Origin of the sequence: Pseudomonas sp. JS3066 (assembly GCF_036328175.1) — a bacterium.
GTDB lineage: Bacteria > Pseudomonadota > Gammaproteobacteria > Pseudomonadales > Pseudomonadaceae > Metapseudomonas.
On the sequence record NZ_CP143312.1, the window covers coordinates 2626133 to 2640447 of the forward strand.

The window sequence follows — 14315 nt, forward strand, 5'->3', positions numbered from 1 at the left end:
TTCACAAAAAGAGAATGGGTGGTGGACCACTTCGTCATTGAAATCGCGCCAATGACGATCGGGTGATTCGCGATAGCTCAAGCAGAGGCCAAGGTGTCACGCCGATTGCAGCGCCACTCGCGCTTTTCCCCTGTAGCCACGCGTCAGCGGCCAACTGCGGTGTAGTTCATCCGGCGATTGAGTGGTGACCACGTACACCCGCTGCTCGTGACCATGGCGCAGCAGCAAGCACTGCAGCGATTTGCCGTCTTCCACATCGAACCATCGGGGTTCGCCGTCGTGGGTCATCTCCATGAAGCGCGCCACCCGCGCCAATACCGTGGCAGGGCTGAAGCGGTCCCAGCCTTCCGGCAGCGAGCCCTCCCCCTGTAGCCAGCCAGTGGCCGGGAGTTCTCCGTATTCCTGGCTTCGACGCCCCCACGGAATCCACACCACGCCACGTTGTGGGTCATGGATGGGCAATGCGGCATCGGCATCCGGGTAATTGATGAGTTGCCGACATCCTTCGACGGTGAAGAGCCCACTGACTTCCACTGAATGACACATGACTGCCTCCCCTAGCCGAAGCAATTGTCATCGTTGCCAGGATTGCTGGTTCAGGGGCGGTTGTTGGCGTATCGATATTTTTCGGCCCCTGCCGCCTGAGTTTCGTAACCGGGGGGCAGGAGTCAAGACGCCGCCATACTGGCTTTGACAGGAGGGCCAGAGACGCGACGAAGCGCAGTGAAACGCAGTTCACGAAGGCTGCCCAGCCAGTTGTCATTATTTTGACTGACAGCAATTTCATAGTGATATCGTCATTGGAATTCCAGAAGCATGACGGAACCCCCAACACTCCCTTACGGCACGAAGCACATCGGTATTTCCAGCCCCTGAGCAACAAGAATCCCCTGGGGGAGGAGGCGTCTCATGAACAGGCCCTACCCCATCCAACTCACGTCCGCCGATTCCCGCAGAACCTTCCTCAAGTTAGCCTCAGCGGCAGTGGCCGCCCCCCTCATCGGGCACCCGCTGGGAAGCCTCGGCAAGGACGACGAAGAGGAAGAGGTCCTTCCAGTCATCCCGCCCAGTCCGCCCACCATTCCCTGGACCCTCGAACTGGCGGAACGGATCACCCCGCTGGCCCCCGTGCTCCTGACTCCCGCACCCACCGAGCGGGCCAACGCCGCAGCTGGAGAGGCCGGCCGGGCGGCGCATCAGCGCTGGGCCGAACTGGCCTTCAGGGTCACCTACGAACTGTCGGCACGGGAGAACCCGGAATGGCTGTTCAATGACGCCTACCCACGTCAGCCGATATGGGGCTTCCAGGGCAACGAAGCGGAACCGATGACACCAGGGCCGGTGATCTTCGCGCGCTACGGCGAGCCCATAGTCGTGCGTATCCGCAATGGCTTGCCGCCCGACCACCAGGGATTCGGTTCACCGGAAATTGCCACCCACCTGCACAACGCCCACACCGGATCGGAAAGCGACGGTTTCCCCGGTGACTTCTACAGCGCGACAAAGGCAGGTCCGACGCTGTCCGCTCCGGGGGAGTTCCTCGACCACCTGTACGGCAACATCTACGCCGGCTTCGATGAGTTCCAGAATGGTATCGGCGACCCGCGCGAGGCCCTGGGCACGCTCTTCTATCACGACCACACCATGGATTTCACAGCGCCAAACGTCTACAAGGGCCTGCTCGGTTTCTACCTGTTGTTCGATGACGTCGATTCCGGCGACGAGCACGATCCCAACCCATCGGCGCTGCGCCTTCCCAGTCATCCGTATGACTATCCACTGGACTTTGGCGACAAGCGCTTCGCGCCCGACGGCACCCTGTTCTGGGACCAGGTCAGCCCGGAAGGCGTGCTGGGCGACAAGATCACCGTCAACGGCATCATCGAACCCGTCCTCCGGGTCGCCGCGCGCAAATACCGCCTGCGTCTGCTCAACAGTGGCCCGAGCCGCTTCTACGAGTTCTATCTGGTGGATCGCCGTGGCCGCGACCAGCGCTTCACCTACATCGCCAACGACGGCAACCTGCTTCCGGCACCGCTGCGCAACCAGACGCGGGTCCGCCTGGGTGTGGCGGAGCGCGGCGACATCGTGGTGGACTTCTCCGTCTACCCGCTGGGAACCGAGCTCTACCTGGTCAACCGCCTCACGCACAAGCCTGAAGACACCCGACAGCCCAAGGACGTTCGCGAACCCGGTGTGCGGGTGCTCAAGCTCATCGTCGACCGCATGCCCCCCGAAGCCGATATCAGCCAGGTGCCCGATCGGCTCCGCGAGCTGCGCCCACTCACTGCCGAAGAGATCGCCGCGGCACCGATTCGACGCTGGGTGTTCGACCGCGACAAGGGCTTGTGGTCCATCAACGAGCGCTTCTTCGACCCCAACCAGGTCAACGCACGTATACGCCAGGGCAGCGCCGAAGTGTGGGAGCTGGTCAACCCCGAGGATGGTTGGGACCACCCCATCCACATTCACTTCGAGGAAGGTCGCATCATCAGCAAGACGGTGCTCGGCCGTGCCGTGCCGGTACCGCTCCACGAACAGGGACGCAAGGATGTCTTCGTGATTGGTGAGGATATGACGGTACGGGTATTCCTGCGCTTTCGTGACTTCCTCGGCAAGTACCCCATTCATTGCCACAACCTGATCCACGAAGACCACGCCATGATGGCTCGCTGGGATATCGAACTGGACACCAGCGGGCCGTCGCCCAACAGCGGCATGGCGCGCAATCAAGCGCCGCTTCCGGGAGGCCGCGCATGAACACTCGACGCATGGTAATCGGCGGGCTGGGTCTGGCCGCCGTTGGCGGCACCCTGGGTTACGGCCTTGCGCCGAAGTCACCATCAACGACGCGCCAGGCCGAAAGCCGCTTCCCTGATGTTCCCGTGCAAGCCCATGACGGCCGCCAGTTTCGTTTCTACAGCGACCTGGTGCGCGGCAAAGTGGTGGCGATCAACATGATGTACGTCCAATGCGAAGGCAGCTGCCCGGCGATGATCGCCAACCTGCGCAGGCTCCAGTCCCTGCTCGGCGAACGCCTGGGCCGCGACGTATTCCTCTACTCCATCAGCCTGCAGCCTGCGCTGGACACCACCGAGGTCCTCAAGGACTACGCCGAACGCCAGGGTGCACGCCCCGGCTGGCTGTTCCTCACCGGCAAGGAAGCGGATATCCGTCGCCTACGCTACGGCCTGGGTTTCTACGATCCCGTGCCTGAGGTGGACGACGATCTCACCAGCCATATCGGCATGCTCCGTATCGGCAACGACCGCACCAACCGCTGGACCATGGCACCGGCCCTATGTGACGCCGAGCGCATCATCGCTACCATCAACCATGTCGATACAGCGATGGTGGCGACGGCCTATCAGCGCGCAACCGCACCCGCCTGACGACGGGTGCGTTACGCCGCCTGGGAAACGACTGACGAAAAAACCTATCCTGGGATGTAACGCCGATTCTCGCTCCCTGTCTCCTGTTTCGAAGGCGGTGCTTCCAGCGCCCGGGCAACCGGGAATGCCCCGCCCCCCTTGGGCACTACGCCCCGATCGACCCATCAGAAACGGAGAGAACAACCATGAAAACCCCGACTGCCAGTGTCGTATCCGCAACCGGCCTCGCCCTTGCCCTGAGCACCGCTCTTGGCCTGGCCATGGCGCCTGTGAGTGCCCAGGCCGCCGACAACGAGAAGTGCTTCGGCGTCTCCATGAAAGGCAAGAACGACTGCGCTGCCGGCGCCGGCACTTCCTGCGCAGGTACCGCGAAGATGGACTACCAGGGCAACGCCTGGAAGTACGTCCCGGCAGGCACCTGCGAGAAGACCGCGTCCCCCACTTCGCCCACCGGACATGGCCAGCTGCAAGCCTTCAAGGAAGAGAAAAAGAGCTGACCATAACCGGCAGGAGCTCGCGCCATGACTCCGTGCTCACTGCTCCTGGCTCTTGCCGGTCGATTGCCGGCGCGGGCCGGAATCGGGCTGAAGTCCCAGCACCACCGGGACTTGCTCGATGCCCGCCCGGCCCTCGGCTTCGTTGAAATCCACGCAGAGAACTACATGGTGGAAGGCGGCCCTTTCCACCATTACCTGGGGTTGATCCGAGAGGATTACCCGCTCTCCATCCACGGTGTCGGCCTGTCCATCGGCGCCAGCCAGCCCCTCGACACGGCCCATCTCGATCGCCTGGCCACGCTGCTCCGGCGCTATGAACCAGCGTCATTCTCCGAGCACCTCGCCTGGTCGACCCATGGCGACTACTTTCTCAACGACTTGCTGCCACTGACCTACGATCAAGACAGCCTGGCAAGAGTCTGCGCGCACATCGACCAGGTCCAGGACCATCTGCAACGACCGATGCTGCTGGAGAACCCGGCTACCTACCTGGAGTTCAGCGACTCCAGTCTGGAAGAAGCCGAGTTCATCAGCGAGGTCGTGAAACGCACGGGCTGCGGCCTGCTGCTGGACCTGAACAATGCCTACGTGTCGTGCATCAACCACAACCGCGATGTGCGCACCTACCTGAATGCCCTGCCCTTGCATGCGGTTGGCGAGATCCACTTGGCGGGGTTCGCCGAGGATTGCGATGCCACCGGTGCGCGCCTGTTGATCGACCATCATGGATCGGCGGTAGATGACGCAGTCTGGGCCCTTTATGACGAAACCCTGGAACGTCTCGGCCCGTTGCCGACGCTGATCGAGCGGGATAACGACATTCCCGCCCTGGACGTTCTGGTCCGCGAGGCCGATCGTGCCGAGCAGCGGCTGAGACAGGAGCAGACGGCATGAACGTCGATGCCTTCGCCACTGCGCTGCTCGCTCCTGATCCAGACTGTCCGCCCGGCCTTGCGACATGGAACGGTTCCGATCCGATGAGGCGTTTCGCGGTTTATCGCAACAACGTTCTGGCCTCGCTGATCAACGCGCTGGCGGACACATTCCCGGTGGTGAAGCAACTGGTGGGGGACGAGTTCTTTACCGGGATGGCGCGCCTGCATGTACAAGCTGCGCCACCGCGCTCCCCCCTGCTGGTTTTCTACGGCGAGGATTTTCCCGCCTTCATCGCAACTTTCCCACCGGCTGCCGGGCTGCCTTACCTCGCTGACGTGGCACGGCTGGAATTGGCCCAGGTGCATGCCTACCACGCCGCTGACCTGCCACCGCTGGACAGCGCCGGCCTTGCCGCCGTCCTGGCCGATCCGCAGCTCCTGCCCGGCATGCAACTCTGGCTGCACCCGTCGGTGGCGGTAATCGGCTCCGACTTCGCCATCGCCTCGCTCTGGGCCGCCCACCAGGGCTTGCTCGAACTGACTGCAGTCGATCCCGCTCAGCCCGAATGCGCCCTGGTACTGCGCAATGGCCTGGAGGTGGAAGTCAGCCGTATCAGCTCCGGTGCAACGGTCTTCATCCAGGCCCTGCGCGCGGGCAGCCCACTCGGTTCGGCCGTGGGCGCCGCGCTGACCGTCGACACCGATTTCGACCTCGGTTCCACCCTCGCCTGCCTGCTGGCAGGCGGAGCCATTACGCGGTTCACCCTCCACTGCGGGAGTCAGATGCCATGAACGCCACCATCCAGATCCACTACAGCCACCTGCCGGCCAAGCTGGTAGTCCAGGCCATCGAACTGTGCAAGCGAATTCCCTACAGCCTGGTGGCCTTCGTCGCGCGCTTCTCCATTGCCGCGATCTTCTGGAAATCCGGGCAGACCAAGATAGAGGGCCTGGTTATCGACCTGGTGGACGGCACCTTCGAGCTGGGCATCCCGCATCTCTCCGCATCCGCAGTGCCACTGTTCACCGACGAGTACCACCTCCCCTTTTTCTCACCTGAACTGGCTGCTCATATGGCGGCATTCGCGGAGCACTTTTTCCCTCTGTTGATTTTGCTCGGTCTGGCCACGCGCTTTTCCGCCCTGGCCTTGCTGGGCATGACCCTGGTGATCCAGACCTTCGTCTATCCCGACGCCTACCCTACCCACGGCGTCTGGGCAGCCAGCCTGTTGTTGTTGGTCAGCCAGGGGCCGGGGGTGTTGTCCATCGATCACCTGATAGCGCGGCGGTACCAGGGTTGAAATGCCCCGGCGCCCCATATCCGTAGGAGCGAGCTTGCTCGCGAACAGCCCAGAGAAGAGCCTTTCGCGAGCAAGCTCGCTCCTACAAAAAGCTTCAACGGGAAATGCGGAATTCCTTCGGCGACTGCCCCGTTCCGCGCTTGAAGAATCGGGAGAAGTAAGCCGGCTCGGAGAATCCCAGGCTGTCCGACACCTGGATGATGGTCATCGCCGTGTACACCAGGCAGCGCTTGGCCTCCAGCAACAGCCGCTGATTGATCATCTGCAGCGCGGACTGTCCGGCCAGGCGCCGGCACAGGGCATTCAGGTGGGCAGCGCTGATCCCCAGGCGCTGCGCGTAATGCTCAATGGGCAGATGCTCGCGGAAGTGTTTCTCCAACAACCGGGTGAACTCCTGCAGGTGCAGCCGCCCCCGGTCCTGATATTGAGCTTCTGACTGGGACCGGGCCAATGAGCAGCGGCCGATCCACACCAGCAGCACACTGATCAACGACTGCAGCATCAGCTCCCGTCCCGGCGCGTGTTGGGCGTATTCGCGGCTGATGGCTTCGAACAAGGTGTCCAGGTAGGGCTGGCTGTCGCCGGCGGCGAAGCAGGCCGGAGTCAGCAACGCATTGCTGTCGAGCAGCCCCGCCACCTGCTCCACCAGTGGCAGCGCGAGGGTCAGCACGTGGCCATCGACGTCATTGGAAAAGCGGAAACCGTGTACGCAGAGGGCCGGCACCACCTGCAGCGAAGCGCAGTCGACCCGGTTCACCTGCCCCTCCACTTCCAACTCCGCACGGCCAGAACGCACATAGAGCAATTGCACCAGGTCGCCATGCTGGTGCGGCTTGATCTCCCATTCGTGCAGGCGGCTGCGCGACTCGATCGACTCCCAGTGGATCAAGTCCGGCGTCGGCCAGGCGGACGTCTCGCCATAGAGCTTGAAGACCGGTACGGGGGAATAGGTCTGTTCGATCATCGAACCTCCAACGACATGAATCCACGAAAAATCCATGAATGCCGTTGGATATTGCCTTCAAAGCGGATGCTCATCCACAAAAAATACAGGCCAACCACAACACGAGGTGAGCCGCGACTGCGTTGCGCCGGCCCCCCGGAACCCTTCGAGAGGACAACAACAATGAAGACTCAGGTCGCCATCATCGGCGCCGGCCCCTCCGGCCTTCTCCTCGGCCAGTTGCTGCACAACGCCGGTATCGACAACGTCATTATCGAACGCCAGAGCCCGGACTATGTCCTCGGCCGCATCCGCGCCGGTGTGCTGGAACAGGGCATGGTCGATCTGCTGCGCGAAGCGGGTGTCAATGAGCGTATGGACCGTGATGGCCTGGTGCATGACGGCTTCGAGCTGGCCTTCGACGGTCGTCGCGAACACATCGATCTCAAGAGCCTCACCGGCGGCAAGAGCGTGATGATCTACGGCCAGACCGAGGTCACCCGTGACCTGATGGAAGCCCGCCAAGCCTGCGGTGCGCGCAGTTTCTACAATGCTGCCAACGTCCTGCCCCATGACCTGAAGTCCGCCGCACCCTACGTCACCTTCGAGCAGGACGGCCAAACCGTACGCCTCGACTGCGACTACATCGCCGGGTGCGACGGTTTCCACGGCGTATCGCGCAAATCCATTCCCGCTGGCGTGCTCAAGGAGTTCGAACGCGTCTATCCCTTCGGTTGGCTGGGTGTGCTGGCCGATACCCCGCCGGTGCATGACGAGCTGATCTACGCCAACCATGAACGCGGCTTCGCCCTGTGCAGCATGCGTTCGCCCACCCGCACCCGCTACTACGTGCAGGTGTCTGCCGAGGAAAAGGTCGAAGACTGGAGCGACGAGCGCTTCTGGGACGAGTTGAAGAGCCGTCTACCCGAGCAGACCGCGGCGAAACTGGTCACCGGGCCTTCCATCGAGAAGAGCATCGCCCCGCTGCGCAGCTTCGTGGTGGAACCCATGCAGTACGGCCACCTGTTCCTGCTCGGCGATGCCGCCCACATCGTTCCTCCCACCGGTGCCAAGGGCCTGAACCTGGCGGCCAGCGACGTGAACACCCTGTTCCGCATCCTGGTGAAGGTCTATGGCGAGGGCCGCACTGACCTGCTGGAGCAGTATTCGGCCATCTGCCTGCGGCGCATCTGGAAGGCTGAGCGTTTCTCCTGGTGGATGACTTCCCTGCTGCATCGTTTCCCGGAAACCGACACCTTCGGCCGCCGCATGCAGCAGACCGAACTGGACTACTACGTCGGTTCCGAAGCGGGCCGCAAGACCATCGCGGAAAACTACGTCGGCCTGCCCTACGAGACGATCAGCTAAGGCGCCTTCCCGACAGGGTGCGCCTTGCTGTCGTCACCAATGGGCCTGGCGGCCTCCCGCTCATGACCTAGGCTTGCAAGGGCGATTCGCAAGAATTCCAGAAGCTCGGTTCCTGCCGTTCAAAGGAGTGCAGTCATGGCGCAGCAGAATTCCGTTCAGGCCAATCCCCACCAGAAACTGCGCGGAGTGAATCTGGGCGGTTGGCTGGTTCTGGAGAAATGGATGACCCCCAGCCTGTTCGAAGGGCTGGAGGCTACCGACGAAACGACCTGGTGCGCCGAAATGGGCGCACGAGCTCCGGAGAGACTGAAGCGGCACTGGGAAACATTCGTTACCCGCGATGACTTCGCCTGGCTGCACGAGCACGGCATCAATGCTGTACGAATCCCCCTCGGCCACTGGATATTCGGGCCCGATTACCCCTACCACTCCAAGTACGGTGAAATCCGCCACCCCTTCGTCTTAGGCGGCATCGAGGTGCTTGACCGGGCCTTCGCCTGGGCTGATGAGTTCGGCCTGCGAATCGTGCTTGACCTGCATGCCGCCCCTGGCTGCCAGAACGGCTTCGACAATGGCGGTATCAAGGACATCTGCGAATGGCACACCCAGGACGAGTACCGCGCCCATTCGCTGAGCGTGCTGGAGCGCCTGGCCGAGCGTTATCACGACCATCCGGCCCTGCATGCCATCGAAGTCCTCAACGAACCGCGCTGGGATGTGCCGACCGATTACCTCAAGGGCTACAACGTCGACGCGTACCAGCGTATTCGCCGGCATTGCAGCGCGGATAAGGTCAGCGTGGTCTTCCACGACGGCTTCCGCCCCTTCGAGCAGTACCTGGGATTCATGCAGGCACCGGAATTCGCCAACGTGGTCTTCGACATCCACCGCTACCAGTGTTTCGAGCGCGGCGACATCGACAGCGACATCTACACCCATGTGCACAAGGCCAGCGGCCAGTGGAAATCCGAAGCCGATGCGATCATCCAGCAGCTGGGCATTCCGGCGTACTGCGGCGAGTGGAGCCTGGGGCTCGACTTGAAAGTGGTTTCGCTCTGGGCCGAAGGGCCGTTCAACCACGCGCTGGAGCACATGGACCGCTTCCAGCAGGACGTAGCCTATCGGGGCTACGCCGCCGCCCAGCTACTGACCTTCGAAAAATACCTAGGCTGGTTCTTCTGGAGCTACAAGACGGAAACCACACCGGCCTGGTGCTTCCGTGAATGCGTCCAGCGCGGTTGGTTACCGTCAGTTTTTTCGTAGTGCACGCAGCGGTGTGCCATAGCCGACCACCGCGTCGTTCGGCAGGTGATTGAGCAGCAACTTGCGCTGGTAGTTGCGCTCCAGGCCGGCCTGGAAGCTGATGGCCAGCAACGTCGTATCCGGCAATTCGCGATGCAGCATGTCCATCAGGTATTCCTCGCCCTGGGGCTCGAAGGCACTGGTGGCCTCCTCGATGAACACCCAGGCGGGCTGATGCAGGATCAGCCGGGCGATACCCAATCGCTGCTGGGCGCGCAGTGGTAGCACGCTCTGCCAGTTCTCGACGTCTTCGAGGCGCTTTGCCAGCCAGGCGATCCCCGCGCATTCAAGGGCAGCGCGCATTGCGCTGACGGCGTAGGTTTCGGCCGGATGCGGATAGCAGAGCGCCGCACGCAGACTTCCAACGGGCAGGAAGGGGCGCTGCGGCAAGAAGCACATGGCCGGCCCCGCCGGCAGCCAGACCTCGCCATGCCCCCATGGCCACAAGCCGGCCATGACCTTGAACAGGCCGATGGTGATCGTCGGATCGCCGGATATCAGCACCCGTTCTCCCCGCTGGATCACGACGTTGAGCCCCTCGATCAGCACCTGTCCGTCAGGGTTGGAAATGCACAGGTCACGCAGCACCATTTCCGTCTTCGGCGACTGCGCCAGATTGATCCGGTGCGCCTGCGCTTCGTTGCCCTGCTCTTCCAGGCTCACCAGGTCGCTGTAGAGGCTCATCACGCGATCCGCCGATGCCTGGCATCGAGCCAGTTCCGCAAGATTGTCGATTGGCCAGGACAGCGCCGAAGTCAGCTGCTGGAATGCCTGCGCCGCCTGCATCAGCACCCCCAACGTCATGCTTCCGGCGACGTACTGGGGCGCCATGATCAGGATCGGGAATACCGGCAAGAGCACGCCGTAGCCCGAGGAAAACGACACGATTCCAAGATAGGCGCGGGTCTGGCGATACCAGCGTTGACCCAGTTCGGCGAAATGCACTGAAGATTGCTGGCGCTCGGCCGCTTCCCCTTGCATCAGCGCGATGGACTCGGAGCTTTCCCGGGCGTGAGCCAAGCCAAAGCGGAAATCAGCCTCCGCGGACTGCAACCTGTTGGTCGCCCTGATCAGCGGGCGGCCGAGGAGCATGCCGAAGATCGTACCGGCGCCGGCGTAGGCGACGGCCAGAATCACCATGTAGCCGGGCACCATCAACGCGGTTCCGGGAAAGTTGGCACTGCCGGTGACCGTCAGCAGGATGTCGGCGAAGCTGCCGAAGATCAGCAGCGAGTAAACCAGCGAGTGAGTCAGGGAAATCGAGCTCTCGGTAAAGACGTGAATGTCTTCGGCGATGCGACCGTCTGGATTGTCATGCTCCCCTTCGGTCAATTGCAGTTGGTAGTGATGTCCGTGCGCCATCCACTTGTCGAGAACCCTGGCCGTCAGCCATTTGCGCCAGTCCAGCTGAAGCCAGCGCTTGACCCGCATGTGCAGCGCAGTGACGCCCACGGTCAGCAGCAGGATCACCACGAAGGTACCGATCTGGACCATCAGGCGATTCAGCGACCTGGCCTCCAGCGCGTCGAACAGCGCCCGGTTCCAGTAGTTCAGGCAGATCACCAATGCGACCTGGGCCAGGGTGAGCACAAGCAACGCCAGGGTGTAGCCGCGCGCCTTCCATTTCCCGTTGGAGTTCCAGTACGGCATCACCAGACTCAGGAACTGCCAGCGCGACCTTGCCGCCGGCCGGGTCATCTAGCTGCCGCTCGATTCAGAGAAAGGACGAGCGGGAAACCTGGAAGAGTCAGGGCCCACCTTGTGCTGCGCACAGGCGTCGCAGCAGTTTCCCCAGCGCGGGCGAGCCTGTGTTGCCGCCCAGTCCAGCATAAGAAGCATCATCTGACCCCCTGCTGCTCGAGGCCGTAGCCTCAGGTTGCTCAGCGAACTCCGGGGAGCGCGTTGTCTGCCCTGCCGATCGTTGGCATTCGGCGAGGGGCTGTCGCGGGGCGCGGCTTCAACGCAGGAGCGGACGAAGATCGATCATCATGATCGCGTCTCATCGGACTCGTTGCGTGGCTACGCCGGTAAGGTTGATTCAAGCACACGGAATCTGATCCACCGCTTTTTTACAGACCGTCGAGCACCTCTGGCCGAAAAAGGTGGATCAACGGACTCGGTGGATACACCACCACGTCAGCCCGCATTGCCGATCAGTTGGCTGATCACCGCCCTCAGCTTGCCCGGCTTGACCGGTTTGTTCAGCAGCGGCACACCGAGCTTCTGCAGTTTGCGGCGGCACTGGTCGCTACGGTCAGCGGTGATGATCACCGCCGGGACCTGCCGCTCGAAACGCTGGCGAAGGGCCAGGATCACATCGCAACCGACCATGCCGTGATCGAGGTGATAGTCGACCAGGATCAGGTCCGGCGCCTGATCTTCCAGCACTTGCTGGGCGGTGGCCAGGTCAGTGGCGGTCATCACTTCGCACCCCCACTGCCCCAGCAGCGCCGACATGCTTTCGAGAATGTCGGGTTCGTTATCCACCACCAACAGGCGCTGGCCGGGCAGTGGATCGCCGGTTACGGAACGTGGCTCCCCGAGGGCTCTCGCCTCGGGTTGCGACCTGGCCAGTGGCACTTCAATACTGAACACCGAGCCTCGCCCCAAGTGCGACTTCACCTCAACCCGATACGCCAACATGCTGGCAATCCGATCGACTATCGCCAGGCCCAGGCCCACGCCCTTGCGTTCCGCTGCACGACCGACGTCCAGCTGATTGAACTCCAGGAAGATCGCCTGCAGTTTGTCCTCCGGAATGCCGCGACCACTGTCCCAGACCTCCAGGCGCAAATGGTCACCACGGCGACGGGCGCCCATCAGGACGCGTCCGCGCACTGTGTAGCGGCAGGCATTACTGAGGAAGTTGCGCAGGATACGCGTCAGCAGGCGAAAGTCCGTGCTGATGCACAGGCGCGGAATGCGCACGCGCAACCCCAGCCCGGCGGCTTCGGCGACGCTCTCGAACTCCGAGGCCAACGGGCCCAGCACCTCGTCCAGTCGATAGACATCCACATCCGGCTTGATCGCGGCCTGGTCCAGCTTGGAAATATCCAGCAGGTCGGTCAGCAGGTCCTCAGCCCCTTCCAGCGCCTGGTGGGTGCGCTCCACCAGCTGATGCTCGGACGCCGGCAGGTCGCGCTCGCGCAGGGTGGAAACCAGCAAGCGCGCAGCGTTCAGCGGTTGCAGCAGATCGTGGCTGGCAGCGGCCAGGTACTTGTCCTTGCTCAGGTTGGCCGCCTCGGCCGCGTCCCGTGCCTCGCGCAACTGCTCGTTCAGCGCCTGGAGTTCGCGGGTGCGGTCCAGCACGCGTTGCTCCAGTTCGTCATTGAGGGTCTGGTAGCGGTTGCGCTCGGCTTCCAGCTCCTCCAGGCGTGCCAGCAGTTCTGGGTAATGACTCTTGCGCGCGGAGTGACTGCCCAGGCCTAGCAGCCCGGTCAACGCCTCGCGTGGGTCGTCAGAGGGCCTCGGCATACACCACCTCGACATCCCGCTGGCTGGATTCGCGCGGGTTGGTGAGGATGCAAGGGTCGTGCATGGCGTGGCGCGAAAGGAACGGAATGTCCGAAGTGCCAACACCTTGCAGGCCGAGGGTCTCATGGAAGCCCACCGCGCGCTTCAGGGTCACCAGGTGCTCCACCAGGCGCTGGCGCACCTGATTGTGGGTCAGGCCACGGCAATCGATGCCGAAAGTCTCGGCGATCACCTTGAAGCGTTCCGGCGCAGCACTGTAGTTGAAGGCCACCACGTGCTCGACCAGCACCGCGTTGCACAAGCCGTGTGGCAGGTCGAGGAAGCCACCCAGGCTGTGGGACATGGCATGCACGGCGCCGAGGATCGCGTTGGAGAAGGCCAGCCCGGCCTGCATGCTACCGAGCATGATCTTCTCGCGCAGGGCGATGTCCTGGGGATTGGCGATCATCGCCACCAGGTTGCCGTTGATCAGGCGCATGGCTTCCAGCGCGTGGGGGTCGGTGAGCGGGCCGTGCCCCGTGGAAACGAAGGCCTCGATGGCATGAACCAGGGCGTCGATGCCGGTACAGGCAGAGAGGAACGGGTCCATGCTCAGGGTCGTTTCCGGGTCGATCAGCGACACGTCGGGCACTACCGCCTTGCTGACGATGGAGAACTTCATCCGTTCCTGCTGGTTGGAAATGATCACGAACTGCGAAACGTCGGCCGAGGTGCCGGCGGTGGTCGGGATCAGGATAAGCGGGGGACTGGGCACGGTCAGGGTGTCCACCCCTTCGAACTCGAGGATGCTGCGCCCATGGGCGACCACGATGCCAATGCCCTTGGCGCAATCCATGGGGCTGCCCCCGCCCACGGCGACAATCACGTTGCAACCCATGGTGCGGTAGTAGTCGGCCCCTTCCATCACCTCCTCCACGCGGGGGTTGGGCGATACCTGGGTGTAGAGGCAATGATCGATGCCCTGCGCCTGGAGGCTGGCCTCCACATCGGCGACCCAGCCAGCGGCTTGTACGCCGGGGTCGGACACCACCAGCACCTTGCGCGCGCCGAAGGTACTGGCGTAATTGCCGACATTGTGCCGGCAACCGGCGCCGAAAATGATCTCGGGAGAAACGAACTTGCGAAGCGAGCTGATATCGTGACGCATCAAACGGCTCTTTCTT

Annotated in this window: 13 protein-coding genes; 8 read left to right on the forward strand and 5 right to left on the reverse strand. The window is 62.8% G+C overall.

The annotated features are described in order from the left end of the window. Positions 1-96 precede the first annotated feature (96 nt). Positions 97-546 carry a hypothetical protein gene (locus SA496_RS12215; protein WP_120650987.1) on the reverse strand — a complete coding sequence of 150 codons (450 nt, stop codon included), beginning with the start codon at positions 544-546 and terminating at the stop codon, positions 97-99. A 363-nt stretch (positions 547-909) separates the two neighbouring features. On the opposite strand from SA496_RS12215, the gene SA496_RS12220 reads away from it, so the two are divergent. The 6 genes from SA496_RS12220 (at position 910) to SA496_RS12245 (ending at position 6065) form a co-directional block, all read left to right on the forward strand. Further along, positions 910-2760, forward strand: a complete 1851-nt coding sequence (locus tag SA496_RS12220; RefSeq protein ID WP_280358768.1) for a multicopper oxidase family protein — start codon at positions 910-912, stop codon at positions 2758-2760. Beyond that, on the forward strand, positions 2757-3392 hold the full coding sequence (locus SA496_RS12225) for an SCO family protein (RefSeq protein WP_120650985.1): 636 nt from the start codon (positions 2757-2759) through the stop codon (positions 3390-3392). The genes SA496_RS12220 and SA496_RS12225 overlap by 4 nt, the downstream gene beginning before the upstream one ends. A gap of 185 nt (positions 3393-3577) precedes the next feature. After that, complete coding sequence (locus SA496_RS12230; RefSeq protein WP_120650984.1) at positions 3578-3889, forward strand: BufA1 family periplasmic bufferin-type metallophore; 312 nt, start codon at positions 3578-3580, stop codon at positions 3887-3889. 24 nt (positions 3890-3913) lie between these two features. Next, positions 3914-4783, forward strand: coding sequence for an MNIO family bufferin maturase (bufB, locus tag SA496_RS12235; protein WP_280358765.1), 870 nt, complete (start codon positions 3914-3916; stop codon positions 4781-4783). After that, positions 4780-5556 carry an HvfC/BufC N-terminal domain-containing protein gene (locus SA496_RS12240; RefSeq protein ID WP_330115488.1) on the forward strand — a complete coding sequence of 259 codons (777 nt, stop codon included), beginning with the start codon at positions 4780-4782 and terminating at the stop codon, positions 5554-5556. Before bufB ends, SA496_RS12240 begins: the two co-directional genes overlap by 4 nt. Beyond that, on the forward strand, positions 5553-6065 hold the full coding sequence (locus SA496_RS12245; protein ID WP_280358760.1) for a DoxX family protein: 513 nt from the start codon (positions 5553-5555) through the stop codon (positions 6063-6065). The genes SA496_RS12240 and SA496_RS12245 overlap by 4 nt, the downstream gene beginning before the upstream one ends. Before the next feature lie 94 nt (positions 6066-6159). Here SA496_RS12245 and SA496_RS12250 read toward each other — a convergent pair whose 3' ends face one another. Then, a complete protein-coding gene (locus tag SA496_RS12250) occupies positions 6160-7029 on the reverse strand; it encodes a helix-turn-helix domain-containing protein (protein ID WP_153920127.1) in 870 nt (289 codons plus the stop codon). Between the two features lie 162 nt (positions 7030-7191). Between SA496_RS12250 and pobA the strand changes: the two genes are divergently transcribed. Together pobA and SA496_RS12260 are read left to right on the forward strand one after the other, a co-directional pair. After that, positions 7192-8376 (forward strand): 4-hydroxybenzoate 3-monooxygenase, encoded by a 1185-nt coding sequence (pobA, locus tag SA496_RS12255; protein ID WP_330115489.1) that lies wholly within the window; start codon positions 7192-7194, stop codon positions 8374-8376. 135 nt (positions 8377-8511) lie between these two features. After that, the gene (locus tag SA496_RS12260) at positions 8512-9639 is read left to right on the forward strand and encodes a glycoside hydrolase family 5 protein (RefSeq protein WP_330115490.1); all 1128 of its coding nucleotides are present in this window, start codon (positions 8512-8514) and stop codon (positions 9637-9639) included. Here SA496_RS12260 and SA496_RS12265 read toward each other — a convergent pair. The 3 genes from SA496_RS12265 to ercA form a co-directional block, all read right to left on the reverse strand. Further along, positions 9625-11376: an ABC transporter ATP-binding protein/permease gene (locus SA496_RS12265; RefSeq protein ID WP_330115491.1), complete on the reverse strand. Its 1752-nt coding sequence runs from the start codon at positions 11374-11376 to the stop codon at positions 9625-9627. The two genes, SA496_RS12260 and SA496_RS12265, sit on opposite strands and share 15 nt — an antisense overlap. Positions 11377-11814: 438 nt before the next feature. Then, positions 11815-13152, reverse strand: coding sequence for an ATP-binding response regulator (locus SA496_RS12270; protein ID WP_120650976.1), 1338 nt, complete (start codon positions 13150-13152; stop codon positions 11815-11817). Next, positions 13136-14299 carry an alcohol dehydrogenase-like regulatory protein ErcA gene (ercA, locus tag SA496_RS12275; protein WP_120650975.1) on the reverse strand — a complete coding sequence of 388 codons (1164 nt, stop codon included), beginning with the start codon at positions 14297-14299 and terminating at the stop codon, positions 13136-13138. The genes SA496_RS12270 and ercA overlap by 17 nt, the downstream gene beginning before the upstream one ends. Positions 14300-14315 lie beyond the last annotated feature (16 nt).

Excerpts from the sequence above, each read along its gene's own strand:
- ercA (WP_120650975.1), bottom strand. The coding sequence starts at position 14,299 with ATGCGTCACGATATCAGCTCGCTTCGCAAGTTCGTTTCTCCCGAGATC.
- pobA (WP_330115489.1), top strand. The coding sequence starts at position 7,192 with ATGAAGACTCAGGTCGCCATCATCGGCGCCGGCCCCTCCGGCCTTCTC.
- SA496_RS12215 (WP_120650987.1), bottom strand. The coding sequence starts at position 546 with ATGTGTCATTCAGTGGAAGTCAGTGGGCTCTTCACCGTCGAAGGATGT.
- SA496_RS12265 (WP_330115491.1), bottom strand. The coding sequence starts at position 11,376 with ATGACCCGGCCGGCGGCAAGGTCGCGCTGGCAGTTCCTGAGTCTGGTG.
- SA496_RS12245 (WP_280358760.1), top strand. The coding sequence starts at position 5,553 with ATGAACGCCACCATCCAGATCCACTACAGCCACCTGCCGGCCAAGCTG.
- SA496_RS12270 (WP_120650976.1), bottom strand. The coding sequence starts at position 13,152 with ATGCCGAGGCCCTCTGACGACCCACGCGAGGCGTTGACCGGGCTGCTA.
- SA496_RS12240 (WP_330115488.1), top strand. The coding sequence starts at position 4,780 with ATGAACGTCGATGCCTTCGCCACTGCGCTGCTCGCTCCTGATCCAGAC.
- SA496_RS12230 (WP_120650984.1), top strand. The coding sequence starts at position 3,578 with ATGAAAACCCCGACTGCCAGTGTCGTATCCGCAACCGGCCTCGCCCTT.
- SA496_RS12220 (WP_280358768.1), top strand. The coding sequence starts at position 910 with ATGAACAGGCCCTACCCCATCCAACTCACGTCCGCCGATTCCCGCAGA.
- bufB (WP_280358765.1), top strand. The coding sequence starts at position 3,914 with ATGACTCCGTGCTCACTGCTCCTGGCTCTTGCCGGTCGATTGCCGGCG.
- SA496_RS12250 (WP_153920127.1), bottom strand. The coding sequence starts at position 7,029 with ATGATCGAACAGACCTATTCCCCCGTACCGGTCTTCAAGCTCTATGGC.
- SA496_RS12260 (WP_330115490.1), top strand. The coding sequence starts at position 8,512 with ATGGCGCAGCAGAATTCCGTTCAGGCCAATCCCCACCAGAAACTGCGC.
- SA496_RS12225 (WP_120650985.1), top strand. The coding sequence starts at position 2,757 with ATGAACACTCGACGCATGGTAATCGGCGGGCTGGGTCTGGCCGCCGTT.